General features: G+C 58.3%; 21 protein-coding genes, 2 pseudogenes and 2 CRISPR repeat arrays. Of the genes and pseudogenes, 10 read left to right on the forward strand and 13 right to left on the reverse strand.

The features are described from left to right. Positions 1-8: 8 nt before the first annotated feature. The 5 genes from ACRXB1_RS06475 to ACRXB1_RS06495 all read left to right on the forward strand — a co-directional run bounded on the left by ACRXB1_RS06475 (position 9) and on the right by ACRXB1_RS06495 (position 5,766). On the forward strand, positions 9-161 hold the full coding sequence (locus tag ACRXB1_RS06475; protein WP_449491513.1) for a hypothetical protein: 153 nt from the start codon (positions 9-11) through the stop codon (positions 159-161). 276 nt (positions 162-437) lie between these two features. After that, positions 438-1,481, forward strand: coding sequence for an L-glyceraldehyde 3-phosphate reductase (gene mgrA / locus ACRXB1_RS06480; RefSeq protein ID WP_075359066.1), 1,044 nt, complete (start codon positions 438-440; stop codon positions 1,479-1,481). 437 nt (positions 1,482-1,918) lie between these two features. Next, positions 1,919-2,689, forward strand: a complete 771-nt coding sequence (locus ACRXB1_RS06485; protein ID WP_449491501.1) for a ferredoxin--NADP reductase — start codon at positions 1,919-1,921, stop codon at positions 2,687-2,689. A 353-nt stretch (positions 2,690-3,042) separates the two neighbouring features. After that, positions 3,043-4,440, forward strand: coding sequence for an amino acid permease (locus ACRXB1_RS06490; protein ID WP_062168628.1), 1,398 nt, complete (start codon positions 3,043-3,045; stop codon positions 4,438-4,440). A gap of 279 nt (positions 4,441-4,719) precedes the next feature. Further along, positions 4,720-5,766, forward strand: coding sequence for an XdhC family protein (locus ACRXB1_RS06495; protein ID WP_062168630.1), 1,047 nt, complete (start codon positions 4,720-4,722; stop codon positions 5,764-5,766). Between the two features lie 32 nt (positions 5,767-5,798). On the opposite strand, the gene ACRXB1_RS06500 is transcribed toward ACRXB1_RS06495, so the two are convergent. The 8 genes from ACRXB1_RS06500 to cas3 form a co-directional block, all read right to left on the reverse strand. Next, positions 5,799-6,551 carry a glycosyltransferase family 2 protein gene (locus ACRXB1_RS06500; RefSeq protein WP_062168632.1) on the reverse strand — a complete coding sequence of 251 codons (753 nt, stop codon included), beginning with the start codon at positions 6,549-6,551 and terminating at the stop codon, positions 5,799-5,801. Between the two features lie 371 nt (positions 6,552-6,922). Continuing rightward, a CRISPR array of direct repeats spans positions 6,923-8,225; the repeat unit is 32 nt; unit sequence GTTTCAACCCACGCGCCCGTGAAGAGCGCGAC. A 223-nt stretch (positions 8,226-8,448) separates the two neighbouring features. Continuing rightward, complete coding sequence (cas2, locus tag ACRXB1_RS06505) at positions 8,449-8,739, reverse strand: CRISPR-associated endonuclease Cas2 (RefSeq protein ID WP_449491502.1); 291 nt, start codon at positions 8,737-8,739, stop codon at positions 8,449-8,451. Between the two features lie 10 nt (positions 8,740-8,749). After that, positions 8,750-9,790, reverse strand: coding sequence for a type I-C CRISPR-associated endonuclease Cas1c (gene cas1c / locus ACRXB1_RS06510; protein WP_174363835.1), 1,041 nt, complete (start codon positions 9,788-9,790; stop codon positions 8,750-8,752). Between the two features lie 2 nt (positions 9,791-9,792). Beyond that, complete coding sequence (cas4, locus tag ACRXB1_RS06515; protein WP_449491503.1) at positions 9,793-10,437, reverse strand: CRISPR-associated protein Cas4; 645 nt, start codon at positions 10,435-10,437, stop codon at positions 9,793-9,795. A 4-nt stretch (positions 10,438-10,441) separates the two neighbouring features. Continuing rightward, a complete protein-coding gene (gene cas7c / locus ACRXB1_RS06520) occupies positions 10,442-11,314 on the reverse strand; it encodes a type I-C CRISPR-associated protein Cas7/Csd2 (protein WP_449491504.1) in 873 nt (290 codons plus the stop codon). Beyond that, positions 11,314-13,125, reverse strand: coding sequence for a type I-C CRISPR-associated protein Cas8c/Csd1 (gene cas8c / locus ACRXB1_RS06525; RefSeq protein ID WP_449491505.1), 1,812 nt, complete (start codon positions 13,123-13,125; stop codon positions 11,314-11,316). Before cas8c ends, cas7c begins: the two co-directional genes overlap by 1 nt. Beyond that, positions 13,122-13,796, reverse strand: coding sequence for a type I-C CRISPR-associated protein Cas5c (cas5c, locus tag ACRXB1_RS06530; RefSeq protein WP_449491506.1), 675 nt, complete (start codon positions 13,794-13,796; stop codon positions 13,122-13,124). The genes cas8c and cas5c overlap by 4 nt, the downstream gene beginning before the upstream one ends. A gap of 85 nt (positions 13,797-13,881) precedes the next feature. Continuing rightward, positions 13,882-16,116 (reverse strand): CRISPR-associated helicase Cas3', encoded by a 2,235-nt coding sequence (cas3, locus tag ACRXB1_RS06535; protein WP_449491507.1) that lies wholly within the window; start codon positions 16,114-16,116, stop codon positions 13,882-13,884. A 307-nt stretch (positions 16,117-16,423) separates the two neighbouring features. Beyond that, positions 16,424-17,440: a CRISPR direct-repeat array (repeat unit 31 nt; unit sequence GTTTCAACCCACGCGCCCGTGAGGACGCGAC). 434 nt (positions 17,441-17,874) lie between these two features. Between cas3 and ACRXB1_RS06540 the strand changes: the two genes are divergently transcribed. After that, a complete protein-coding gene (locus ACRXB1_RS06540; protein ID WP_449491508.1) occupies positions 17,875-18,996 on the forward strand; it encodes a PepSY-associated TM helix domain-containing protein in 1,122 nt (373 codons plus the stop codon). A gap of 51 nt (positions 18,997-19,047) precedes the next feature. Here the strand turns inward: ACRXB1_RS06540 and ACRXB1_RS06545 are convergent, their stop codons facing one another. From ACRXB1_RS06545 to ACRXB1_RS06555, 3 genes are all read right to left on the reverse strand, one after another. Beyond that, a complete protein-coding gene (locus tag ACRXB1_RS06545) occupies positions 19,048-19,773 on the reverse strand; it encodes a PepSY-associated TM helix domain-containing protein (protein WP_449491509.1) in 726 nt (241 codons plus the stop codon). A 173-nt stretch (positions 19,774-19,946) separates the two neighbouring features. Further along, positions 19,947-21,011, reverse strand: a complete 1,065-nt coding sequence (locus ACRXB1_RS06550; protein ID WP_449491510.1) for a serine/threonine protein kinase — start codon at positions 21,009-21,011, stop codon at positions 19,947-19,949. Between the two features lie 76 nt (positions 21,012-21,087). Beyond that, positions 21,088-21,300: a hypothetical protein gene (locus tag ACRXB1_RS06555; RefSeq protein ID WP_047895387.1), complete on the reverse strand. Its 213-nt coding sequence runs from the start codon at positions 21,298-21,300 to the stop codon at positions 21,088-21,090. Between the two features lie 342 nt (positions 21,301-21,642). Here ACRXB1_RS06555 and ACRXB1_RS06560 point away from each other — a divergent pair, with 342 nt between their 5' ends. From ACRXB1_RS06560 to ACRXB1_RS06575, 4 genes are all read left to right on the forward strand, one after another. After that, complete coding sequence (locus tag ACRXB1_RS06560) at positions 21,643-22,887, forward strand: MFS transporter (protein ID WP_449491511.1); 1,245 nt, start codon at positions 21,643-21,645, stop codon at positions 22,885-22,887. Positions 22,888-23,123: 236 nt separating this feature from the next. Continuing rightward, complete coding sequence (locus ACRXB1_RS06565) at positions 23,124-23,309, forward strand: hypothetical protein (protein ID WP_047895389.1); 186 nt, start codon at positions 23,124-23,126, stop codon at positions 23,307-23,309. Positions 23,310-23,593: 284 nt separating this feature from the next. After that, on the forward strand, positions 23,594-24,376 hold the full coding sequence (locus ACRXB1_RS06570; protein WP_449491512.1) for a DUF1295 domain-containing protein: 783 nt from the start codon (positions 23,594-23,596) through the stop codon (positions 24,374-24,376). Between the two features lie 24 nt (positions 24,377-24,400). After that, positions 24,401-25,513, forward strand: a complete 1,113-nt coding sequence (locus tag ACRXB1_RS06575; RefSeq protein WP_075359058.1) for an SAM-dependent methyltransferase — start codon at positions 24,401-24,403, stop codon at positions 25,511-25,513. Here ACRXB1_RS06575 and ACRXB1_RS06580 read toward each other — a convergent pair. Together ACRXB1_RS06580 and ACRXB1_RS06585 are read right to left on the reverse strand one after the other, a co-directional pair. After that, positions 25,514-26,281: pseudogene (locus tag ACRXB1_RS06580) on the reverse strand (amidase family protein); the annotation flags it as partial. Next, a pseudogene (locus ACRXB1_RS06585) lies at positions 26,235-26,361 on the reverse strand (IS5/IS1182 family transposase); the annotation flags it as partial. The pseudogenes ACRXB1_RS06580 and ACRXB1_RS06585, both read right to left, overlap by 47 nt.

Consider the following 26,361-nt stretch of genomic DNA (forward strand, 5'->3'; position numbering starts at 1 on the left):
TCATACTGATCGTCGGCTGGTGGATTTCGAACCGCGTTGCCGCTGCCGTCAAGCGCGCGCTCGGGCGCACGAACGCCGACGATCAGTATGAGTATGGCCACCAGCACGTCAATGCCGTAAGAAACGCCGGCCGTCATCAGAAAATTGTAGACGGGGCGTAGTTTGTCGAGCGGGTCCATAAAGTTCTCCTTGTTCTAGTGAGCAGGTTTGGGCTCATGCCGAAGGTAAATCGTTCCCCCATTAGCCATCCGGCCGAGGGTTTTAATATCGGGATAGCCTTGATGTCTTTCGGGTCAACGCCGACACGAGTTCTCACGATTCGATAACATGTCAGACCCGGCGCATGTCAGACGACATTAAATCGATGGCACGCCGCGCGATTGTTTCTCGTTTGTGCTTGCAAAACCCTTTCCCACATCTGATTTAAGGATTTCGTCATGGCTTACGAAGCAGCTTCCGAGCGCTATTCGCAGATGGCTTACCGCACCTGCGGCAAAAGCGGGCTGAAGTTGCCGGCGTTGTCGCTGGGTCTTTGGCACAACTTCGGCGACACCACGCCGATCTCCACACAGCGCGACATCCTGCGCACGGCGTTTGATCTCGGCATCACGCACTTCGATCTGGCCAATAACTACGGGCCCCCGTATGGCAGCGCCGAGACGAATTTCGGGCGGTTGTTCAAGGACGATTTCAAGCCGTATCGTGATGAATTGCTGATTTCGTCGAAAGCGGGCTGGGACATGTGGCCAGGCCCGTATGGTCAAGGCGGCGGCTCGCGCAAGTACGTGCTGGCGTCGCTCGATCAAAGCCTGCAGCGCATGGGGCTCGACTACGTGGATATCTTCTATTCGCATCGTTTCGATGCCGATACGCCGCTCGAGGAAACCGCCGGCGCGCTCGCGACTGCCGTGCATTCGGGCAAGGCGCTATATGTGGGGATTTCATCGTATTCGCCGGCCAAGACGCGCGAAATGGCGAAGTTGCTGGCCGAGCACAAGGTGCCGTTGCTGATCCATCAGCCGTCCTACAACATGCTGAACCGATGGGTCGAAGAAGAACTCCTCGATACGCTCGATGAAATCGGCGCGGGCAGCATTGCGTTCACGCCGCTGGCGCAAGGGCTTCTGACGGGCAAGTACCTGAACGGCGTGCCCGCCGATGCACGCGTGAACAAGCCAGGTGGCGGATCACTGAAGCAGGAGCACTTGAGCGCGCAGAATATCGAGCACGTGAGGAAGCTCAACGACCTGGCGCAGCGCCGTGGTCAAAGCCTCGCGCAAATGGCGCTGGCGTGGGCGTTGCGCGGCGGACGCGTGACGTCGGTGCTGATCGGCGCGAGCCGCCCGGAACAGGTGACGGAGAACGTCGGCGCGTTGAAAAACCTCGAGTTCACGAAGGAAGAACTGGCGGAAATCGATCAACACGCCACTGAAGGCGGCATCAACCTGTGGGAAAAGCCTTCGACGGACCAGCGCGTCTAAAGCCCGCGGTCAGCCGCTGAAATCGTCGTGCCTGGCAGCCTGTGACGGCAGCAGGGCCTTTGCCTTGCTGCCGTCGGCGGTTGTTATGATGCGGACTCCGGAAGGTTTGTATCGGGTTGTCCGCGTGTTGTCCGCGTGTTGTCCGATCTCTCGCTGAAAAACCCTCCTCGAACCCTGAAATCGCGTGTGCGGTAAAATAACGGTTTACGCGTGCGGTTGTGGGGGAAGCGGAATACCCGCACCGGCCGCGGAGGCCTTCGCAGTCACACGCCCGGTTTCAGCATGCCGCCGGAATTTCGCGTGAGCGCCCATGACCAACCTGCAGCATTGCTTTCGTTGCGCCTTTCCGGTGTTGTCGTCGCAATCGTGCCCGGTTGTCGACACGGCTGCTGGCACGTACTACTGCGCCGCCCTGATTCCGCACTATCCATGAAGCCATGAGCAACCTTAATCCTCAAACCGTTCTGAGCGTCCATCACTGGACCGACACGCTGTTCAGCTTTACCTGCACGCGCGATTCCGCGTTTCGTTTCGAAAACGGCCAGTTCACCATGGTCGGTCTCGAAGTCGACGGCAAGCCGCTGCTGCGCGCCTACAGCCTGGCAAGCGCGAACTATGAAGAGCATCTCGAATTCCTCAGCATCAAGGTTCAGGACGGTCCGCTGACATCGCGCCTTCAGCATTTGAAGGTCGGCGATCCTGTGCTGATCGGCAAGAAGCCAGTGGGTACGCTGGTCGCCGACAACCTCCTGCCCGGCAAAACGCTGTGGCTGCTGTCGACGGGCACGGGCCTGGCTCCGTTTATGTCGATCATCAAGGATCCGGACGTCTACGATCGTTACGACAAGATCGTGCTTACGCACACCTGCCGTTTTGTCGATGAGCTCGCGTACAAGGATTTCATCACCGAGCATCTTCCGGCGCACGAGCACCTGGGTGAGTTGATCCAGGAAAAACTGGTGTATTACCCGACCGTGACGCGTGAAGAATTCGCGAATCGTGGCCGGATCACTGATCTTATCGAAACAAAGAAGCTTTTCTCCGATCTGGACGTCGCGCCGTTTTCGGTGGAAAACGATCGCGTCATGCTCTGCGGCAGCCCGCACATGCTGCGCGACACGCGTCAAATCCTCGATGAAATGGGCTTCCAGGAAGGAAGCAACAATCATCCGGGACATTACGTGGTGGAAAAGGCTTTTGTTGGGTGATTGATCGGCTGGCTGGCGGCAGGACAAGAGAACCGAAGCCTCGCGCTTCGGTTTTTTCGTTTGGCGGTACATAAACCGCGCGAGATACGAAATGCGCCGTCGCGACAAAAAGCTCCAGAAGGGGCTTTTTCTTCTTATTCTGCTTACAAAAGTTAAACCCATCTGATTTTCTCATCAAGACGCAACTTTTGATTATTTCTGCTTCGAAAGCACTGTCCGGCGGAAGTCAAAATTAAGTTATCTGCAACGTTTTGCGACGCACAAGTTCCTCTCTCCGATAAAATCTCAGGTTTTCCAATCGATTTTGGCCGCCGGTCCGGCGTGCCATGCCCGAGGTTAGGAGTTCCCTGTTCATGTCCCTGTTCCGTAAGAAAAGCATCGAGCACATGCTCGCCGGCGCGCAGCGCGCCGGACTCAAGAAGACGCTCGGCGCACTCGATCTGACGTTGCTGGGCGTCGGGGCGATTATCGGCACGGGGATTTTCGTGCTCACCGGAACCGGCGCCGTCCAGGCCGGTCCGGCGCTGATGGTGTCGTTCATTTTCGCGGCAATTGCGTGCGGGCTCGCGGCGCTCGCGTATGCGGAGTTTTCATCGACGATTCCGGTTGCCGGGTCCATCTACACGTATTCGTACGCCACGCTCGGCGAGTTGGCGGCGTGGGTGATCGGCTGGGATCTGATGCTGGAGTACGGCCTGGCGACATCGGCAGTGTCTGTTGGCTGGTCAGGGTATCTGCAGTCGCTGCTCTCGGGCGTCGGCGTCGCACTGCCGACCGTGCTGACCGCGGCGCCCGGCGCCGTGCCTGGACAGTTCACCTTGTTCAACTTGCCCGCGTTTCTCGTGATGATGGCGATCACGGCGCTGCTTTCCATTGGCATCAAGGAATCGGCGCGTGTGAACAACATCATGGTCGCGATCAAGGTCGCGGTCGTGCTGATGGTGATCGGCGTTGGCGTGTTCCATGTAACGCCGACGAACTGGCATCCGTTCATGCCGAACGGCTGGGGCGGCGTGTTTGGCGCCGCAGCCGTAATGTTTTTTGCGTTTATCGGCTTCGATTCGGTGTCGTCGGCGGCCGAGGAAGTGAAGAATCCGAAGCGCGATCTGCCCATCGGCATCATTTCTTCGCTTGCGGTGTGCACGGTGCTTTATGTCGCGGTGGCTGCGGTCGTGACGGGCATTGTGCCGGCGGCGCAGTTTGCGAACACTTCGCATCCGGTGTCGTACGCGCTGCAGGTCGCAGGACAGCCGTGGGTGGCGGGTTTCATCGATCTGGGCGCCGTGCTCGGCATGCTGACCGTGATCCTGGTCATGAGCTACGGGCAGACGCGCATCATCTACGCAATGTCCCGCGACGGCTTGTTGCCCGCGCGACTTTCGAGCGTGCATCCGAAGTTCGGCACGCCGTTTTTCACGACGTGGTTCGTCGGCATCTTCTTTGGACTGATCGGCGCGCTCGTGCCGCTGAACGTGCTCGCGGAACTGATCAATATTGGCACGCTAGCTGCGTTTTCGATGGTGTCCATCGCCGTGCTGGTTCTGCGCCGTACGCATCCGGATCTGCCGCGCGCGTTCCGCTGCCCGGGCGTGCCGGTCGTGCCCATCCTCGCGGTGGCGGCTTGCCTGTTTTTGATGCTGAACCTGCAAGCGGTGACTTGGGTCGCGTTTGTTGCATGGCTCGCGATCGGTCTGGCCATTTACTTCGGGTATTCGCGTCAGCATTCGAAACTGGGGCGTGGGGTGGAGTGACCCGCCCCGCGTGGGGGAGATTGCCGGACGTTCGCGCCGCCCACCGAGGCGGCGTTTTTACGCTGACAGTGAGGCACCTGTAACATGAGCGGGCGTTCCTCAGCTGTGTTTTACTTTGGTTTCGAAGCATTTACGGCGTCCGCCGAGATCCGCGAAAGCGAAATTCATAAGGCGCGTAAATTCGATGGACATCGACGTGCCGTGCACGTACACCATCGTATTCAGCGCAACGTGGCAATCTCCGGATGCCGGCAGCGAAGGTAAAGAGAAGGGGAAAACATGGACAGCGTGGATCTCGAAGTCCTGAGAAACAGTGCGCGTTGGCTCGAACGCGGGCATCGCGTATTGCTTGTGACGGTGGTCAAGACATGGGGCTCGTCGCCCCGGCCGGAAGGCGCGATGCTCGCTGTACGCGATGATGGTGCGGTGATGGGATCGGTGTCGGGTGGTTGTATAGAAGACGATCTGATCGAGCGCGTCAGGCAACGCGGAATTGAGCAGACGAAACCCGAGAGTGTGAAGTACGGGATATCGGCGGAAGAAGCGCATCGGTTCGGGCTGCCTTGCGGCGGCACGATTCAGCTCGTGCTGGAGCCGCTGTCCGTGGCGAGTGGTATCGCCGAGTTGTGCGAGACGGTGCTCGCGGGAAAACTCGTGACGCGCACGCTGGATATGCAAAGCGGCGCGGTGAAACTCGAACCGGCGCAGGAAACTGATGGCGTCATGTTCGATGACAACACGCTCTCCACCATTCATGGACCGCGGTATCGAATGCTGGTGATCGGCGCGGGGCAGTTGTCGCGATATTTGTGCAGCATCGCGGTAGGGCTGGATTACCACGTGACCGTGTGCGATCCGCGCGAGGAGTATACGGACGAGTGGGATGTGCCCGGGACGAAGATCGTGCGCACCATGCCCGACGATACCGTCATGGAAATGAAGCTCGATGAACGTTGCGCCGTGATCGCGTTGACGCACGATCCGAAGCTCGATGACCTCGCGCTGATGGAAGCGTTGAAGACGCCGGCGTTTTATGTCGGCGCGTTGGGATCGCGGAAAAATAACGCCGCGCGCCGCGAACGGCTAAAGGAGTTCGATCTCTCCGATGCCGAGTTATCGCGTCTGCATGGCCCTGTGGGAATCTACATTGGCAGCAGGACGCCGCCTGAAATAGCGGTATCGATTCTTGCCGAAGTGACGGCAGCTAAAAACGGTGTGTCGTTGCCGACGATCCTGCAAGTCGAAGGCGCCAAGGCGGCGCGCGAACTGGAAGGAAGTGGCGAGGTGTGCGGGATGCAAGAGGGCGCTGATATCGCCGCGCATTGAAGGTTTAAGCTGGTCAAGCGCGGCGCGTTTTCTCAGGCTAATTTGCCGTGGAGTTGCATAGCGCGCAGATAGTTGCCCGATACCTCGGATGCGCCGTAGTGCGCGACTGTCTGGTCGATCAACGCCCAAATCGAGATTCCCGCCTGGCGCGCGCGCAGGCAAAAAGACAAGTCTTCGCCCAGGTAGACGCCGTCCTCTTCAATGGTGTCGAAAAATCCATAGAACTTTCCGTTGGGTATCATCGATTCATATTGTTTCGGCGGCAGGTAGCATTCTGTGAACGGTTGCGTAACCTCGAATGCCTCGCGTTGGGCGAGGAACACGCCGGCGCCGATGTGCCGCGCTTCGGCAAAACCATCCGAAAAGTTGAAATTGCCGTCTGCATTGGTCAGCGGCGCGAAGGTGTAGTCGGCGTATTTTTCGAGCCAGTCGCGCATCGACAGGCCGGTGTCCCCGGTGGTTATCGCGCGATCCAGATCGAAACGTCGGAACGGATAAGCAACGCCGGACACGGTCTTGTTGGCCTCCAGAAGTTTGATGACGGCTTCGGCAGGAAACTTCATGTCGGTATCGAGAAACAGCAGATGCGTAAATTTAGGATTATTAAGGAAATAATTGGCGAAGAAGTTACGCGCCCGAATAATCTGCGACGATGCAACGTGCAACAGTTCGTAGGTGGATCCGGAATTGTTTAATTCACGCGCCAGGCCGAGCAGCGAAAACGCGAAATTGACGTGGACTTCTTCGCCATAGGTGGGGAGGCAGATTAGAACGTGGTGGGCCATGGATATTTCAATTTTTCAGGATGATTGAGTTTGCGCTGTTGACGAATGAGGGATTTCGTTAGGATTGTTGAAATTATTTTTCAATGCGCAAGGTGGTTTGGTGATGGAGATATAGTACATGGCGATCGGTCGAGTTGAGAATGGGTGGCCAGCGTTGAAGATGAAGTGCCGCTGCTGTCGGTCCGCGTGATCGGGAAGAGTTCAATGTGCGCTTATGCGATTTTGGTTTGGTCGTCGGTGGTCGTTTCAACCCACGCGCGAAGCGCTTGACAGTACGCGGTTTTAACCGCGGCCAAGGGGCTTTTGTTTCATTCCACGTGACCCCAAAGGGTGCGACATCACAGGTTGCGCTGCACGACTCCCCAACCCGCGTTTCGACCCATGCGCTCGCGAAGAGCGCGACTTGAGATCGCAATGATGCAATCGGGCGGCGTCGTTTCGTTTCAACCCACGCGCCCGTGAAGAGCGCGACGCGTGGCGCCGGCGGCAACGTGTACGGCACGTGGTTTCAACCCACGCGCCCGTGAAGAGCGCGACGTCGACTACACCCAAGACGGGTTGGCGTTGAAAGTTTCAACCCACGCGCCCGTGAAGAGCGCGACAACAGCACACATTTCCAGACACGCTTCGGTTCATGGTTTCAACCCACGCGCCCGTGAAGAGCGCGACCGCGCGACTTGGTGGATGCAACAGGAGGCATACCCGTTTCAACCCACGCGCCCGTGAAGAGCGCGACGCCTGGGGCGGCCAAAAGCTCGGCCAAAAAGCAGGGGTTTCAACCCACGCGCCCGTGAAGAGCGCGACAAACGTCGGTGCGCGTCACTGAGGCCGATCGTTGCGTTTCAACCCACGCGCCCGTGAAGAGCGCGACGCCAGCGCCTGCGAGGGCGCTTCTCCCAAGGATAAAGTTTCAACCCACGCGCCCGTGAAGAGCGCGACCGCAGTCGATGCACTGAGCCGTCCCGCCCGGTGAGTTTCAACCCACGCGCCCGTGAAGAGCGCGACGCAAGGATTGGGGCGCGGCGATTATCGCGCTGCAGTTTCAACCCACGCGCCCGTGAAGAGCGCGACAAATTCCCGGTCACGATCATGCATAAGGTCGGGAAGTTTCAACCCACGCGCCCGTGAAGAGCGCGACTGCATGAGGATGCTCTCAAGTTTGAGGAGTCTGGGTTTCAACCCACGCGCCCGTGAAGAGCGCGACTCTCAGCGCGCAAAGTGGCTTTGTCCCTCGTTATTTGTTTCAACCCACGCGCCCGTGAAGAGCGCGACACGATACTCGTAATAAGGCTGATTGCGGTCGTCGAGTTTCAATCCACGCGCCCGTGAAGAGCGCGACGATCGATGCCGCGATTTCGCGCGACAGTTGCGATGTTTCAACCCACGCGCCCGTGAAGAGCGCGACGCATCGATTGCACTCCACCACCAGCGCCCGCCGTGGTTTCAACCCACGCGCCCGTGAAGAGCGCGACTTTGCCGCGCTGATCAAACTGCACGCCAGCGACCGCGTTTCAACCCACGCGCCTGTGAAGAGCGCGACATGACTTACTTCCTCGATCGAATCAACAAGATGGATGTTTCAACCCACGCGCCCGTGAAGAGCGCGACTGCCCAGGCGAACCTGATTACAAAGGCGCTTTGCGTTTCAACCCACGCGCCCGTGAAGAGCGCGACGCCACCTAACCTAACCCACTGTACTGCCAGACAAAAACCGCCCAATTCCGCGAACCTCTGCTCTTCTGTGGCCCAAACACGCCTCCGTCCTCAAATTCCCACCGTGCTTAAAAAAATCCCTAACAAATTCAACGCCGTGCAAATCCGCGAACCTCCCCGTAAAATCCCGGTCGCTACACGTTCGCACTCGCCCAAACAATCAAACCAAAACGGCAATCCCCTCTCAAACAATCAACGGCGCATTAAAATCCACCGCTTCTTTCGCGCCGATGTGTTCAATCCGCCGCTCCCAGTTATTCCCAAGGAAGTAGAACCGCAAACTATCCACATCGGGATCGATCACACTGACAAGCCGGCGTTTTAACAGCGTCCATTGGGCGGCATCGACTTCAATCTCGAACACCGAGTACTGCACCCGCTGGCCAAAATCCTTGCAGGTGCGAGCGACGCGTCGCAAACGGCGCGCGCCGCCCTCCGTCGATGTCGCCACGTCGTAGCTCACAAGCACCATCATCGTGATGACCTCATTTCCATAAAAATGCCGGATAGGCGTCGATGTCCCCGCGCAAATGCCGTGCGAGCAACTGCGCCTGCACAAACGGCACCATGCCAAGAGGGATTTTTTCATCGAGAAACGGATGCGCGATCTCGTCACGTTTCCGCTCCTGGTAAGCAATGAGCAATGCCTTTCGCGATGTCTCCGTAAGCAGGCACGCACCGTTATCGAGGAAACGGAAATCTTTCTTGTTCAACTGCTTCCGATTGATCATCGATAAAGCCAGCCGGTCTGCAAGCACCGGCCGCATTTCTTCGATGAGATCGAGCGCGAGACTCGGTCGCCCCGGCCGATCGCGGTGCAGAAATCCCACAGCGGGGTCCAGGCCGACGGTCTCGAGCGCCGAACGGCAATCGTGCGTGATCAGCGTGTATAAAAACGAAAGGACGGCGTTGATTGCGTCGAGCGGTGGGCGTCGACTTCGGCCATTGAACTTGAAGGCAGGATCATCGATACGAACGAGATGCTGAAAAACGCCAAAGTAACTTTGCGCGGCTTCGCCTTCCAGTCCCCGCAACACATCGATCTCGTTTTCACTTTGCAGCCGGCGCGAAATGATCAGCAACCGCTTCTGCGCGCGCTCGAGTTCGAGACGGATCTCGTCGGCAAAACCATCGCCGTAATCACGCAGCGCGCGGTTCAGAACGGCGCGCTGGTTATGTATTTTTCCGGATACCACATTTCGCACGATGGGCGCGGCGCGAACAAGGTCGTCGCTCACGCGATACTGCTCCCGTCGCAGCAGCACGTTTCCCGAGACCGGCCCTTCCACGCGCGCGAGAAAACGACCGTGCATCGATAGATACGCGACGCTCACGCCGGACTCAGCGCAAAAGCCGAGCAATGGCGGCGAAATCATCACGCGCCCGAAGCACACGACGCTTGCCAGCATGTGGATGGGCAACCGGGCACGTTCGTCGCCTTCCACTTCCATCACGACATTTGCGCCGTCTTTTTTGAGCCACGCGCCTTCGGTGGTGACGTACAACGTATTGAGTTGTCGTCGCAAAGTTAGTCCTCGAGTCGCGCAGCGAACCACGTTTTCGCCGAAGCATGTCGACCCAACATTTGTGGCCGGCAGTCATCGATCAGCGAACACGAGTCGCAGCGGCTTGCTTCATAACGCGCGGTAGGTGTGTGGCCATCGCGAACGAGCGCGCGCACGGCATCGATCGTGCCGATGGTCAGCGCGCGCAATTCTTTATCGATGGACACAACACGACGGCGGCGCGTCTTCCCGTAAAAGAGCGCGCCTTCCTGGATGGACTGCTTCAACATGTATTCCAGACACAGCGTCTGGGCGCAAAGCTGAACTTCGTCCGCCCGATGCGCTTTCGGTTTGCCGCGCTTGTATTCGACAGGGTAAGCGCGCTCGACATGTTCGCTATCCTGACGATGAAATTCCACGACATCGGCAACGCCGGCAATACCCAGATCAGCGTTCGATAAAGGCATTGCCGTAACGGTGCGCACGCCTTGCCGGTTCTCCGCGTGGGGTGTGTCGGCGCGCTCGTGCAAAACACGACCCTCGGCGGTGAAGAGGTTCTCGCTCCATATTTGTTCAACGTGGATCAGCGCGCATTGCCGTGGACAAAACAGATAATGCTGGAGCGCGGACAGGGCGATGGTTTCGTCGACCGCGGGTGTGCTTGTCATCGCATCAGATTCGATGGATAACTTCGACGCCGCTCGGAATTTTCGACTTATCGACGGACACGTTGTAGTCGGAGAAACGTCGTGCCGGAAGTTCGGCGCCCTCTGTCACGCGATCGACACTGACTGCATCGAAAAGCGTATGCGCCGGCGCATTGCCCAATGCGCTCTCGTGCTTGAACACGATAAGCCTGCGCGCCGCCATTTCGCCGCGGGCAGCCGAGCGGTCATGCTCAAACATGTTGGTCAGCGAACGCCACACGAGTTCGAGATCGTCGTTGGTGAACCCGGTGCGCTCTGCAAGTTTCGCCGATATGAACCCATGCGCACGATACAGACCATAGGGGAGGATGTGCTTGCGGCCCATGGTGCGATCCGAGTTCTCCGCGTCCTTTTCGTTTGTCACGCACATGCGCGTGATGGACACTTCCATTGGCACGACGGGTTCTATCGACTGAGCAAAAGCTAACTGGATCGGGCCGCGCACTTGTCCGCAATTGACGCCCGTGCTCATGACTGCGCCAAAAGCACGGATGTCGAAGAAGTTCGTACACATCCACTTTGTGAGCGCTTCGGCATCTTTGGGATTTTTAGGCATTTTCTTGTCCGCCGGCACAAGGTTGAGCGCTTCATATCCCAACTTATTCTGGAGATTGAGAACCGCTTTTTCCTGCATGTAAATAGCGTGGCCGGCCTTATTGTCTTTTTCCAGCGTGACGTAGTTCCGGATCTTCCGTTTCAGACAGACATCGGTAACCAAACCCAAATTGGTTTCGGGATCGACGCGCGGCAGATTGCCAGCATCGGGATCACCATTCGGATTGCCGTTGGTGACGTCAAACAAATAAACGAACTCGTAGCGATTGGCGATAGTGGTCATTAAATGGTCTCCAGAGTTTCATCGGGAACGTTCACGGTCCCATCCTTGCTGACTTTCGGTCGAAATCGCTCGTTGCGCTGGTGGTAATAGCCGATAGCGAAGCGGCCTTGATCTTCAAGGCGGAGTGTCTTCGGAAATTCGCAGCCAAGCTCTTCAATGATTTGCTGCGCTTCTTTTTCGAGCGATATTGCGAGGCCTTTGCCCTTAGGATCTTTCATCGCCTTGGACAGATGATTCTGGGCGCCTCGCATCAGAACGGGAAAGACGCCCGCGGGCATAGCCGAAGCCGATCCGTAATATCGATCCTTGATGCTTGCGCTAACTGAGTGCAATGCGGCTTCCTGAATGCTTTCCAGCACAGAAAAAAGTCGTCCGAGTAAATAACCCGGCGTAGTGACGCTTCTATCCAGACTCACAGGTACCTCCTGTTGGTGATCTTTGTTGTTGAGGCGCTGATCTCGCCTCAAAACTGCTTTGCACAATGCGGCGCGCAATCCGGAGATATCACCGTCGGCACGCATGCGCATGATTGCCGCGCTCAATAAATTTCGCGGGTAACGGTCTCCGCTAAGTATTGAGCGCATCACGGAACCCGCTAAGAGCGGTGGAACGTTTTCAGTCTTCTCCTGAGCGGCGATGGACGCAAGCAAACGCCACACGGCGGGGGGCGTTTTCCAGGGACGCGGCTCAATGGCAAGGTCGTCGTAGTGCCGCGCAAGCCGCTTCGCGAATTCGCCCAGACCTTCAGTGAACCAATAGCGCACCGAGAGCCGCGATGCGTTCGGCGATAAACCGAGCACGAATATCCGGGTCTCGGCATCCAGATTCACGTCGAGGTAACGCATGGCGCGTCCTTCCGAGACTGCATCAAGCGCCTGTTTGAGCTTCTCGGCTTCGGCGGAGTCGCTAGGCGGCGGTTCCAGCGCACTAAAGAAAAAGTCTTCCGCGGCCTCTTGCTCCTTCTGACTCTTCGCTTCCGCCCAAAACACGACACTTGCATCGCCGATTTGCACGCACTGACGATGATGCGGATCGCGCAGCAGCAGGTAATTCAGAACCGTTGTATATGCGAACGCCGCGTGTACCGATACAGGCGCATTCCCGCCGCGGTCCTTGCCATAAGAATCAAAAGCGTCGAGATTGAATGAAACGATGGACGCGCCCGACGATTGCGCGCCCCACACGCCCTTGATCGCTGGATGAAGCCGCGCTATGGGACGTGTCTCGCCGCTCACCAGACACAAGCCAAGCGGGGAGTCGTCGGTCGCGCTGTATCGCTTGATCAACTCCTGCGCTGCGGCGCGTTCGTGGATGTATTCCTGCTCACCATCCAGCCGAAACACAATGTTTGCACCGAAGATCGCCGGTCCATGTTTGACGATGGCTTCACACTGCTGCCATTGATCGGGAATCCATTCCTCGATGAACTTGCGCAAGGCGACAAGGCCGTCGTCGGTGGCATCGGCTAGACGCTCCAGGTGAAGCGCCTTGAACACGCCATGCGATCGAACATTTAACGTCGGGACATCGGAGTCTTTCTTGTGCTCCACGCCGAGCACGAACGCCGTCTTGTCCCATAGGAAAAACGGCGGCGGCGCGGTGCCCGATCGCTTGAACGATGCCGGGACAGTCAGCATGGCCCATTTCGACTTTTTGTCGCTGGGATCGCTCAGGCTGATGATGTCCTGAACCTTTCCGTGGCGGTCCAGCAGAATGCAGTAGCCGATCTTTTCCTGTGTCAATCCGAACGCCGGGACTTTTCCCTGCGCCGCGAGGCGTTCGTAATATTCCACGAGCGATTTGAAGATCATGCTGCACGCTCAGCGAAGGGCAGCGCCGGAACATCGATCCATCCATCCTTGATCGATGCCCTGAAAAAATGCGGCGTCATGCCGTTATCGAAATCGATGTCGTGAAGTATCCAGCCGAGATCTTTTTCGGCAATCAGCGATTGGTGCGGCGTCGGTGCTGCGGCATCGCCTTCAAGCAAACTAAAATCAGCGGGAAATTCACGCACGCCGAAACACGGCATCTGAAAACACTGACCTTTGCGCGCACGCCGATTAAAAATGTCGAGATGCTTGCCGATGGAATCACCTTCTTCGGCTTTGTCTGTCAGCGTGAAATGTGCTTCTATCACATAGGCTACGTCTCTGAGAATAGATGCAGCGCGCTGTTGACGGTCTTCATCGACGTAGTTGGCGAGGCCTTCCAGCGTGCCTTTTTTCATGGCCGAGCGCGCGCTCGATGCCGGAATCTTGCTGGCAACTTCATTGCGGCGAATGGTGTCGAAGCGGATCTCGTTCAGCACCTGAATGCGATCGATGACCCAGCGAATCGCGGGTTTCCAATGGATGGCTTCCACAATGCCGCGCGCGGCCGAAGGTGTGATGACGTCGTAGGACACGCGCTCAACTTTCATTTCCGGGCGCGTGAACAACGCCCTCTCGCCCCTTACTAGCAAACGAATTCCGTATGCCACCGTTTTCTCCTTTATTTGACGCAGGACATCGCCGCCCGATGCCGGCTCGCGGCTTCAGGCGGACGCAACCGATTGGAAATCCGGGTTATTGAATGAGGCTGTCTGGATCGAGCAGCATCGTGCCGTCAAGCTGCAAGCCAAAACGGTCGTTGTATAAGTTCATGGTGATCAGTTGCATGAACTGCGTGCCGTATTTGTCGGGCGCGACCGGTTGAATGGCGCCACTGGCGGCAAGTGCGTCGTGCGCGTTGCGCGGAATCTGTATGAGATACGGTTGCAGCTTTCGCGCAATGCCACCGCAGCTTTCCGTGTGTTCGAGGTCTCGCAGCAGCGCCTTGCATTCGCCGTCAGCGGGAATGATCACCGGCATTTGCACGCTTTCGATCATCTGGAACTGTTGATCGACAAGCTCGAATTTGAACGCTGCGATCCCATCGGCCTCGATTGTTCCTAACAGATTGCATCCGTCTAGTTTGTCCGCGCCGATCTGCCAATAGAGCGCGCCGAAGTATTCATTGATCGCGGCGATTGATAGCGGGTCAGCCTTGGCGGCACGCATGATTTCTCGCGCTTTGTCGGCGAGCGGCATCAATGCTTTTGGTGGCGCCCAATCGGGGTTTGCCGTCGAAAAGACTTCGACGATGCTCTCTGCGCGCGATCTCTTGCCGCTTCGATTGCAGCGACCGGCCGCCTGAGCGATTGAATCCAGCCCGGCTTCGGCGCGCAACACGTACGGAAAATCGATATCGACGCCAGCTTCAATCAATGACGTCGATATAAGGCGGCACGGATTTTCCCTTTTCAGCGTCTCGCGCACTTCGCTCAATACGCGCGTTCGATGTTTGGGGTACATCAGCGTGCTCAAGTGGCACGCGCCTTTCTCATCTGCGATCGACGCGTAAAGCGCCTGCGCATGCCGCCTGTTATTGACGATGGCGAGCGCCTGCTCGTGGTCGCGCATGCGCTGGGTCAGGGCGTCGTCGTCAAGCGTGCCTGCGGATACTATGGTGACACGCGCCAAGGTTTCAAACAGTGCCTCTGGATCGGGCGCAAGTTCTATTACGTCCTTGAAGCCGCCCGCGAACTTCGGCGCGTTGAGGGCGGGTTGCGTTGCGGTGCATAGCACGACGCTCGTTCGATAATTGAGCGCAAGTTCGTCGAGCACGGCTACGCACGGGCGCAGCAGTTTCAGTGGGAGCGCCTGAGCTTCATCGAGAATGACAACGCTGCCCGTAATGTTATGCAACTTGCGGCATTGAGACGGTTTCGATGAATACAAGCTCTCGAAGAATTGCACCGATGTCGTCACGATAATCGGCGCGTCCCAGTTGTCCATCACGACGCGTAACTTTGCCGCAGCTTCCGGATTCTTGCCGGGCGTTGGAACGAACGCGCTGTGATGCTCGAGCACAGCGGCATCGCCCAGATCGCCGAATGCTTTCTTGAACACAGCCGCATTTTGCTCAACGATGCTCGTGAACGGAATCACGAAAATCACGCGGTCGAGGCCATGCGCGATGGCGTGATCAAGCGCGAATGCCAGAGAGGTCAGCGTCTTGCCGCCGCCAGTTGGTACGGTCAGCGAGAACATGCCGATGCGATCATTTGCGTGCGATCGGGCGTGCGTGAGAATTTGGGCGCGGGTTATATCGATGTGCTTTTCGACTTTGAACGTGCCTAAATGTGCGTCTAGTTTTGCGCGCAATTCAATGAGCGTCGGCTTGGGTGTGTCGCGATCGAGCGGACGATTTTCTATTTTGGAATAGAAGCGGTCGGTATCGAGGTAATCGCCATCTACGACGCACGAGAAAATCATCCGCGTCAGAAGAGACATTTGAAACTGCAGGCGGTCCGCGTTTTTATGCCATGTGGTTGGCGCCATTTCCCTCGGCGTTGCCGGCAACGTCAGGTCTTTCAGGTAGTCGTTGAACAGGGGAGGAAGATCTGCGGCTAGTCGGCCGTCGAGCGGAGTGCGTGTTCCAGGGTCGCGGCCGTTTGCCAATCCCGCGTGGTGACCTGCAATACCGTAGGCCATCATGCGGCCTAATGCGCCGTATTTTTCGGATGCAACTTTAGCGCCCCATGTGGCATGGTCCACGCGTTGACCGCCTCGGATTCGCTGTTGGTATGCGTCAGTGTATTTGCCGAGATCGTGCAGCTTTCCAGCCGTTTCTGCGAGGACGGTTGCGTTGAAATGTTTGGCCGCTTGGCCCGCGCGTTTTCCCACCGCGTTCAGATGATCTGGGAGTGTTTGCCAGTCAGTTTCGTCAGCGTTAGACGTGGAGTGTGCGTGGAAAATTCTTGTCACGGGCGTCGCCATTTGGAACGGTTGGCAGGCGTTTTACTCGTGGGGAACAGGCGGCTTGGGTCGCCGCTTTACCGATGTTCAACCTGCAATTCGCAAAGCTTACTATCGGCGGTATCTTATAAATTGAATTTGGTGTAATTTTTTGAGTGAGTTGGTAGGGCCGCGGAATGACCTAGCTTGATGTCATTCCAATTTCAGACTGTGTGCAGGGGAAGCGCGGCGTTTTGCCGCTGTGGAGCGTCGCGGTCTTGGCTGTTTTTCCAACCCGCCTCGTGAATGCGCGACGGTTCGAGCGCGGTGGCCGTGTGTACTTGCGCCACTTTTAAGTCACGCGCCCGTGGGGACGCGACAACGGCTTGCTGCCATACACCCACAGGCCGCGATAGTTTCAACCCACGCGCCTGTGAGGGCGCGACCGCTCGTGCAGGCGGAACGGGAAGCTATCGCCAAGTTTCAACCCACGCGCCCGTGAGGACGCGACCACGATGATGCACGCTGCCTCCTGTGGCTCGGCCAGTTTCAACCCACGCGCCCGTGAGGACGAGACATGGAGAGGTAGCGGCGCTCGCGATTATCGACAAGGTTTCAACCCACGCGCCCGTGAGGACGCGACAACGCGCTCGCCGAAACATGGCGGGACAAGTCCGCCGTTTCAACCCACGCGCCCGTGAGGACGCGACGCAAAACCTTGCGCACGTACCCCTGCGTGATCACCGTTTCAACCCACGCGCCCGTGAGGACGCGACATGTCATTGAGCCGGAGACTTGGGGGCGCGTCGTGTTTCGACCCACGCGCCCGTGAGGACGCGACATCAACGCCATCGAAATGATTCCGCCCGGCGAAGTTTCAACCCACGCGCCCGTGAGGACGCGACGATCAGATCGGCGATAGCGCCGTTGATGAGCCGCGTTTCAACCCACGCGCCCGTGAGGACGCGACGAGTTTCGGGCGTGGTGATGACCGGAGCGCAGTGCGTTTCAACCCACGCGCCCGTGAGGACGCGACGCGAGGTCGGCGGACGTGTATTCAGTTTTGGGCTTGTTTCAACCCACGCGCCCGTGAGGACGCGACTGTCGATCCGATCGCGCGCCGGGTATCGATGATCGTTTCAACCCACGCGCCCGTGAGGACGCGACATGTGGCAAGGACAGCATCGTGACTGCTGGCGCACCGTTTCAACCCACGCGCCCGTGAGGACGCGACCGCAAACGTGCCCACTCCGATTCGAGCGATGTTTTGTTTCAACCCACGCGCCCGTGAGGACGCGACGCGGTGAACAACTCAAACACCGCGTCGGCGGCAGTGTTTCAACCCACGCGCCCGTGAGGACGCGACCTCATCCCATGTAACCTACTGTTTTCAAAGCCACCAACACCTTCGTTCCGCGAACCTGCTGCAAAACGCTGCTTAGCATCGCCAAGAAACTGCACAGCCAGCGCCTCATCCATATAAAACCGTTACGAATCTGGCTTCTATCATTCCGCGAACCTCCCCGTAAAACACCGGTCGCTACCGGTTCGCGCTTGCCAGTCTCATCGACGCAACCTCAAAGCCTCCGCCACACATCAACGCCACAAAACCGCCTCATAAATCACCCAACAAACCCGGCCGAATATTACCCCAAGCAATTTCGTTCTCCGGACCATTAAGCAAACCGAAAGGCTGGGTCGCCCGCGTATATAATAATCATTCTCATTTAGACGCCAACCGGACGCGTCCAACGCCCCACTCGCCCAGCAACCCAACCAGAACAAACCGCAATTCGCCTCATGCTCACCCCCCAATCCCTCCGCACCTGGTCCTTCGTCCATCGATGGACGAGCATCGTGTGCACGGCCTTCATGCTCTTGTTGTGCCTCACCGGCTTGCCGCTGGTCTTCGGCCACGAGCTCGATGTGCTTCTGGGCGATGCCATCGAAGCTCCCGAACTCCCGGCGAACCAAGCCAACGCACGCGCAACCTACGACGCCATCCTGAAATCCGCGCTGACGAAAAATCCCGGCCACGTGCCGCAATACATGATCTGGGAGCCGGATGAACCCATGCTGCCGATCATCGTCACCGCGCCGCGCGCCGATACGCCGCCCGACGACACCCAAAGCACCACCATCGATGGCCGCACGGCCAAAGCGTTAGGCGCGCCCCCGGGCAAGGGATCGCTGAAATTCATCCTGCTGAAACTGCACGTCGATATGTTCGCCGGCCTGCCCGGCAAGCTGTTCCTCGGCACGATGGGCGTGACGTTTGTCGCCGCGATCGTCTCGGGCGTGGTGGTCTATCTGCCGTTCTGGAAGAAGGTCGGTTTGGGTCGCGTGCGGATCAAAAAGTCGCGGCGCATCGCGTGGCTCGATGGCCACAACGCGCTCGGCATGCTGACGCTGGTCTGGGCGCTGCTCGTCGGCGCCACGGGTTCCATCAACACGCTCGCCGACCTTCTGCTCGATGCCTGGCGCAACGACCAGCTCGCGCAAATGCTCGCGCCGTATCAAGGCAAACCGCCGGTCGTCGCAACCGCGTCCATCGACGAAGCGATAAAGACCGCGCGCAACACGGCGCCATCGATGATTCCCTCGTTCGTCGCATTTCCCGGCACGCGTTTCAGCAGTCCGCATCACTACACGGTGTTCATGCGTGGCGACGGCATCTTGACGACGCGGATGCTGCGCCCGGTTCTTATCGATGCCGAAACCGGCGCGCTCACCGATTCGCGCGAATTGCCGTGGTATTTGAAGTTGCTGCTCGGTTCGCAGCCGCTGCACTTTGGTGATTTCGGCGGCATGCCGCTGAAGATCTTCTGGGCAGCGTTCGATGTACTGACGATCGTCGTGCTGGGTAGCGGCTTGTATCTGTGGTTATCGCGTGGGAACAAGAACAAAGCCAAGCCCGCGTGAACGAAAAAACCCCGCACGTGCGGGGTTCTTTATTGAATCAACTAGCAGCGCTTACATCAACCCCATCCAGACCATCGCAACAATCGAAGCCGCCACGATCACCGCGCCGACGGTCTTGCGTTTGTTCAACTCGGTCCACAACAACACGCCGGTCAGCGACAACAAGATGATGCTGCCCGCGAGCGTATCGATCAGCAGCACCCAACCCACGCTTAATCCCACGCCCTTGTGCAGATTGCTCATGGTCGAAAGAAAACTGTTGTCGCTTTTCTTGACCGATACAAACCCATTTCCCACCCAATATTCCGCCGATACCGACCCGCTGGGCGACGCCACCGCCACCGTCCACTGTTCCGGCTGCATGGTTTTCTGATCGCCCCAGCCCACCGCATGCGCCGGTTCACGTTTCGCCCGGCCGAGATTGCCTTCGATCTTGAGTTCTTTCTTGAGCCATTTGCCGAGGTCCATCGGCGACTTGAGGCCTTGGGCGGGCAGCGCCAGTTGCATCTGCGAGACCTGCGGTTCGCCGCTCGAAATCCTCAACGGACCCGCACGATGATTCAGCAGGAAGCCGGTCGAACCAAAGAGCAACCCGAGCACCGCGCCCCACAATCCCACCCATCCATGCACTTTGCGTAGCCATTTGATGAACGTGGCGCGGCGCGAACGCTGTTTGCGGGAAATCTGGTCGGCGTCGTCGATGTGCCTGCCGCCGTGCGGCGCGTACTGCATCGTGGTCGCGTTGGACGCGGGATCAAGGGTTTCGGGCGCGTTCACGCGTCTCTCCAGTCTTACGATTCGGGGGAATATCGGATGGTTCAGCTGACCGATGCACACAGATGCGCATTGGCCAAGGCAATTCTCGAATGAGAATCGTTATCATTACACGTCGAATTGTTTCTTTCAACGGTTTTGTAAGGGGAGCGGCGCCTTCCCTTGAAGAGCGGCGATTACAAGGGCCAGAGCGGCCCTTCCTCCATTGCACCGACCTGCTCGCGCAATTCAAGAATCCGGTCTTCCCAATAACGTTGCGTGTTGAACCATGGAAACGCTGCCGGGAACGCGGGGTCGTTCCATCGACGTGCCAGCCACGCCGCGTAGTGAATCAGCCGCAATGTGCGGAGCGCCTCGACCAGATGAAGTTCGCGCGGCTCGAAGTCGCAGAAATCCTCATAACCTGCCAGCAAATCGCCCAGCGCCCGCGATGCCTCCGCGCGATCCCCCGGCAGCAGCAGCCACAAGTCCTGAATGGCCGGCGCCATGCGGCTGTCGTCGAAATCGACGAAATGCGGACCCGCGTCGGTCCACAACACGTTGCTCGGATGGCAATCGCCATGAAGCCGGATGCTTTTGATATCACCGGCGCGGTCGTAGCAGCGCTCGACGCCTTCCAGCGCCATGTTCACGACGGTCTCGTACGCTTCGCGGACGTCGTCCGGCACAAAACCGTGCGAAAGCAGGAAGTCACGCGGTTCGTAGCCGAAAGTTTGAATATCGAGCGATGGCCGTTCAACGTAAGGCTTGATCTGCCCAACCGCGTGAATCCGCCCGATAAATCTCCCCAGCCATTCCAGCGTCTGCGGCCGGTCGATATCCGGCGCACGTCCGCCGCGCCGCTCGAAAATGGAGAACCGATACCCCTCGAAGCTATGCAGCGTCGCGCCGCTTATGGTGCGGGCGGGGACGGCCGGGATTTCGCGCTCGTAGAGCGTCGCCACGAACGCATGCTCTTCAAGGATGGCGTTGTCGGACCAGCGCTCCGGCCGATAAAACTTCGCGACCATCGGCGGCCCGTCTTCCATGCCGACCTGATACACGCGATTTTCGTAACTGTTGAGGGCGAGCATGCCGCCGTCGGTGCGTTCACCAATCGGCATCAGGACGCTGTCGAGCGCGTCGAGCATGCGCTCGGGCGTGAGATCGGCGAAGGGCGGAGCGGGCGGGTTTGCGGTGTCGCCAGAGGAGGTTGGGTTCTCGTTTGGCGCGCGCGGTGCATCGGAATGGTTCGGGTTCATTCCAGCATTGTGACGCGCATCGCCGGGGGAAGCATCAGCGACGCGCGCTTATATCGCGCTTAATTCTCCAGCGCGCTCAATGCATGAGCGCGTTGGTCGGCCGGACGAGTTCGCCGGTATCGATCAGGTCTTCGAGGAAGAACGGTTCTGTGTTGAGCAATTCGGACGTGCCGGGTTCGTCGGCGTACCAGGCAACCATGGCCATGTCGCCAAGAATCCGCATGACGATGCCGCGTGCGCCTTGTGGCACGGCGATATGGACGGAGCGAACGATTGAACCGATTTGCATGATGACTCCCCGAAATGTGCCGGCAGATACCTGGGTGATGTGATGCGTGCCGGTCGGTTCTGGATGAAGCACAGGATTCTAAGGTCTGTGCACGAGACTGCCATGCCGCGTGTGTACACTGCAGAAGAGCGATGAACCGTGGCGTGTACCAATGATTTCGGCTCAATGGTTGCTCTACTTTAGCGCATCGGTTCTCGTTGAGCGGCATCTCCCGTCGTTTCTAAACGACGCAAACGTAATACATGATTTAGCGAAAGTTTTCTGAAAGCATTTGGGCCGTGCGTCGGCGAGACACTTGGGTTCCCGGTATCGTTACGCGTTTCGCCACTGGGAAATCTTTTTGTGACTTCATCGCCGGCGTCCAAGTTGTCTATCGATCCAACGCCTTATCTCGAACGCGGATCACGCGCTTACTGGCACGCTTCGATTGCGTTGCTGTTTGCAGGCTACGCCACCTTCTCGCTGCTTTACTGTGTGCAGCCGCTCCTTCCTGAGTTCACCAAAACGTTTGGCGTGAGTCCGGCGCAAAGCGCGTTGTCGGTATCGGTGGCGACGGCTGCGCTTGCCATTGCGATCTTTGTCGCGGGCTTCGTTTCCGAAGGATGGAGCCGCCATAAGCTGATGACGCTGTCGCTGACGATCTCTTCGCTCCTGACGATCATCGCCGCGTTCTTGCCGAGCTGGCACGGCCTGTTGATCGTGCGTGCGCTCGAAGGCCTCGCGCTCGGCGGCGTGCCGGCCGTCGCAATGGCATATCTCGCGGAAGAGGTGCATCCCGATGGCCTCGGCCTCGCGATGGGGCTTTACGTCGGCGGCACGGCAATCGGCGGAATGTCGGGGCGTGTGATCAGCGGGATTCTCGCGGACTTCTTTTCCTGGCGTGTGGCGATAGGCGGGATCGGCGTGCTTGGATTGCTCGCCACGCTTGCGTTTCGTGCGTTGCTGCCGCCGTCCAGGCGCTTCGTGCCGCGCGTGGGCATGGGTTTTACGCATCATCGGACGGCGTTGACAGGGCATCTGAAAAACCGCGGCTTGCCGTTCCTGTTCCTGATGGGTTTCGTGCTGATGGGCAGCTTCGTCACGATCTACAACTATGTGGGGTATCGGCTGATCGCGGCACCGTTCAATTTGAACCAGACGGAAATCGGCGCGATCTTCGTGGTGTATCTCACGGGCGTGGTGGCGTCGCCGTGGTCCGGAAAGATGGCCGATGTCTTCGGGCGCGGCCGCGTGCTGATCGCGGCGCTCGTGTTGATGATCGCCGGCGTGGCGATGACGCTCTCGACCTCGCTGCCTGTGGTGATCGTGGGCATTGCGTGCATGACGTTCGGTTTCTTTGCGGGTCATTCGGTTGCAAGCGGATGGGTCGGCCTGCTGGCAAAAGGCGCGAAAGGGCAGGCCGCCGCGCTGTACTTGCTCGCGTATTACATCGGATCGAGCGTGCTGGGGTCGTGGGGTGGCCATTTCTGGACCATCGATGGCTGGCGCGGCGTGACCGGTCTTGTCTTTGTTTTGCTGGTCATCGGCGTGGGCGGGGCGGAATACCTGCGCAGGCGCGAAAAACGAGAGCAGCGAACGGTCGTTTAGATTCGCGCGTGAATGTAACGAAAGTCCGTTGTAAATTTCTTCATACAAGGGTTATTCCGTATCCGCTTAAAAGATCGTGACGTCAAGCCCCGTCAGCTAAGGAACCGGGGTTGGAGGGCGGCAACGTTTGCGCACTGCAGCATGTTTAAAGCGAAAAGCGCGTCCTATACTCAAATCGAACGTGCGACGTCTCACGCATTCAGGTGGACGCTGAGCACGGACGATGGGAGACGAGTATGACCACCTACTTCACGATCGGCGACTTCATTCTGATCATCCCGATGGCGCTCGCGGGGATTCTCTTTTTAGGCGCGGTTCCGTGCGCCACGCAGTTCCGCAAGAACACGCTACGCGTATTCGGTGCACTGCTGGGCGTGCTTGTTGCATTCCTGCTGGTTGAAGGACTACCGGCGCTAGTTTAGAAGGCTTGAAATCCGAATGGCGCGCGAATCGAAATCGTTCGGTTCTCGCACACGCTGGACAGGAACTCGACGCTCGATGAGCGTTGTTCCTGTGTTCCCGCTGAGCCCTGCGGGAATGTCCCATGCTCACGTTCCTGACGCCTGTCATGAAACGTCGACCGTTGATATGCTCCTTCTTGAATGACTTAGTCGCATCCGCCGAGCGGTGGCGTGCGTAAATAATGTCATTCGCTGTCCCAGTCGATGCCGTCCAATTTCAACGATAAAAAGACATCGAGGATTCCATGCCCTTGCTCACCGTTGCCGTCATTGCGTTTGTTGCGCTCATCGTTATCTTTTCGGCGGTCTGGGCGTGGCAGGTCAAATCGAAGAATGCCGGGATGATCGATCCCATCTGGGCGATGTCGCTCGGGCTACTTGCCGTGTTTATCGCCGTGTTTTCGGAAGGCGAGTTGCATACGCGGGTTATCGTGGGGATTGGCGGGCTTGTGTGGGGCATGCGGCTCGGCATTCACTTGTGGAAACGCAATGCCGGTCATGACGAAGACCCGCGTTATCACAAGTTTCGCGAGCAATGGGGCGCCGACGCCAACAAGAAAATGTTCTGGTTCTTCCAGCTTCAAGTCGTCATCTCGATGCTGCTGTCCATCGCGTTTTTTGTCCCGGCTTATCGCCTGACGCCGCCGGGTGCGCTGTGGGTGGCGCTGGCGGTGCTGGTCTGGGTGGTATCGATTGCAGGCGAAGCGCTTGCCGATCATCAACTGCACGCGTTCAAAGCCGATCCGTCCAATCACGGCAAGGTCTGCCGCGCGGGTTTGTGGAAATACTCGCGGCATCCGAATTACTTCTTCGAATGCGTGCATTGGGTTGCGTACATTCCGCTGGCCGTAGGTAGTGGATCATGGATCATCGCGATGCTTTTGCCTCCGGTTCTGATGGCGTGGCTCTTGATGAAAGTATCTGGCGTGCCTATGGTGGAAGCTGAGTCCGCTAAAAAGCGGGCGGGATATGCCGATTACATGCGTACGACCAGCGCATTGATTCCGTGGCCACCGCGTCAGTCATAAACAATAATAGCGAGGAGTATTTCCATGAGCGATCTGTCATCCCAGGCGGCTATGCCACAGCCACAAAAACAGGAAGCGCCGGTGGACGGCCGACTGATCGACTGGTGTGAGCGTGGCCGGATTCCGGACTCGCTCGTGCGTCTGGGAATGCGCCGGCTGATGAAACAACGTCTGCGCGACGAAGGTTTGAACGACGGCGAAGCGCGTTCCAAGCGTTTCAATCGGTTGGTCGATGAACTGCGTGCAAGTCCCATTGCTATCGAAACGCAGGCCGCCAATTCGCAGCATTACGAAGTCCCGGCCGAGTTTTTTCACGGGCATCTGGGCGAGCATCTGAAATATTCGTGCTGCTTGTATAGAACGGGCAAGGAAACGCTTGACCAGGCTGAAACCGCGATGCTCGAAGAGTACGCCGTGCGCGCGCAACTTTATGACGGCCAGCGCATTCTCGACTTGGGTTGCGGTTGGGGATCGTTATCGTTGTGGCTGGCTGAAAAGTATCCGCGCTCGCAGATCGTGGGGTTATCGAATTCGCTCGGGCAGCGCGAGTTTATTGAAGTGATGGCGGCCGAGCGTGGCTTGACGAACTTGCGCGTGGTGACGGGGAATATCGTCGATTATCAGTTTGACGAAGCGGTGCTTGGCGACGGGTTTGATCGCGTGCTGTCGATAGAAATGTTCGAGCACATGAAGAACTATCGTCTATTGCTTAACAAGGTTTGCGGATGGATGCGCGAAGACGCGAAGCTTTTTGTGCACGTGTTCGCGCATCGGACACTGGCTTATCACTTTGAAGTGAAGGACGGCAGCGACTGGATGTCGAAGTACTTCTTCACTGGCGGGACGATGCCGTCGGAATCCTTGTTGCTGCATTTCCAGGACGACCTGACAATCGACCGGCAATGGTGGGTGAGCGGCGCGCATTACGAAAAGACCGCGAATCACTGGCTCGAAAATCTCGATGCCGCGCGCAACGAATTGATGCCGTTGCTGGTTCAGACATACGGCGCGGCTGATGCGCCCGTCTGGTTTCAGCGCTGGCGCATGTTTTATATGGCGGTTGCCGAGTTGTTCGGTTATGCAAAGGGCAATGAATGGGGCGTCGCGCATTATCGGTTTGCGAAGCGGCGCGGGTGATCATCGTGCGACCATCAGCGCCGGACGCTTGCTGAACCAGGGCCGTGCAGCTTCGAGTTGCGCGGCCAGTCTGAACAACGTCGCGTCTTCGTTGCGGCGCCCGGCAAACTGCACACCTATAGGCAAGCCACGCGCGTTCCAGTAAAGCGGCACGGACATGGCCGGCTGGCCGGTGAAATTGAAAAGCTCGGTGCATCCGGCCCAGTCGAAAGCCTTCTTCGCCGATACCGCCAGCATTCGCCGCAACAGGGATTCCACCGGGACGGCGGTCAACACACCCATCTGAAAACGTTCGAACTGCGTGGGCTGCCTGGCTCCGATCTTGAACGGCGCGGCGGCGAGCGTGGGCGTGAGCAACACGTCGTAGCGGGTCATCAGCGCGTCCATCCTTGCAATGACCTGGCGTTGCAATTCGAGCGCCGCGGGCAAGTCCTTCTCGCCGATCGACCGGCCGATATGCGCCATCGCCCAAGATGCAATCTCGAAGTCAGCGCGCTTCGGCTTCTGGCCGCTGACCTTGGCGGCCTGCAGCACGATCTCTTCGGCTAATACCGCCCACATCACGAGGAATGCGTGCGCGATGGCATCGAAATCCAGTCCGAACGATGCCGGCTCGATGTGGTGGCCGAGCGACTCGGCGAGCTTGGCGGCATCGTCGAGCGCGCTTTTTACATCCGCCGATAACCCCGCCGCCAGTTGCGGCTCGGCCATATAGCCAATGGACGCTGAAGTGTTCCCCGGAAAGATACCCGCGTTCGCGCGCGGTCTCGACTGTCTCGTTGAAGAGCAACACCAGCACGTCGTGTTCGAGCAACCGGTCGCGGTTCTTGCTGAACGTCGAATGGTCC

The sequence above is a fragment of the Caballeronia sp. M23-90 genome, assembly GCF_053574605.1.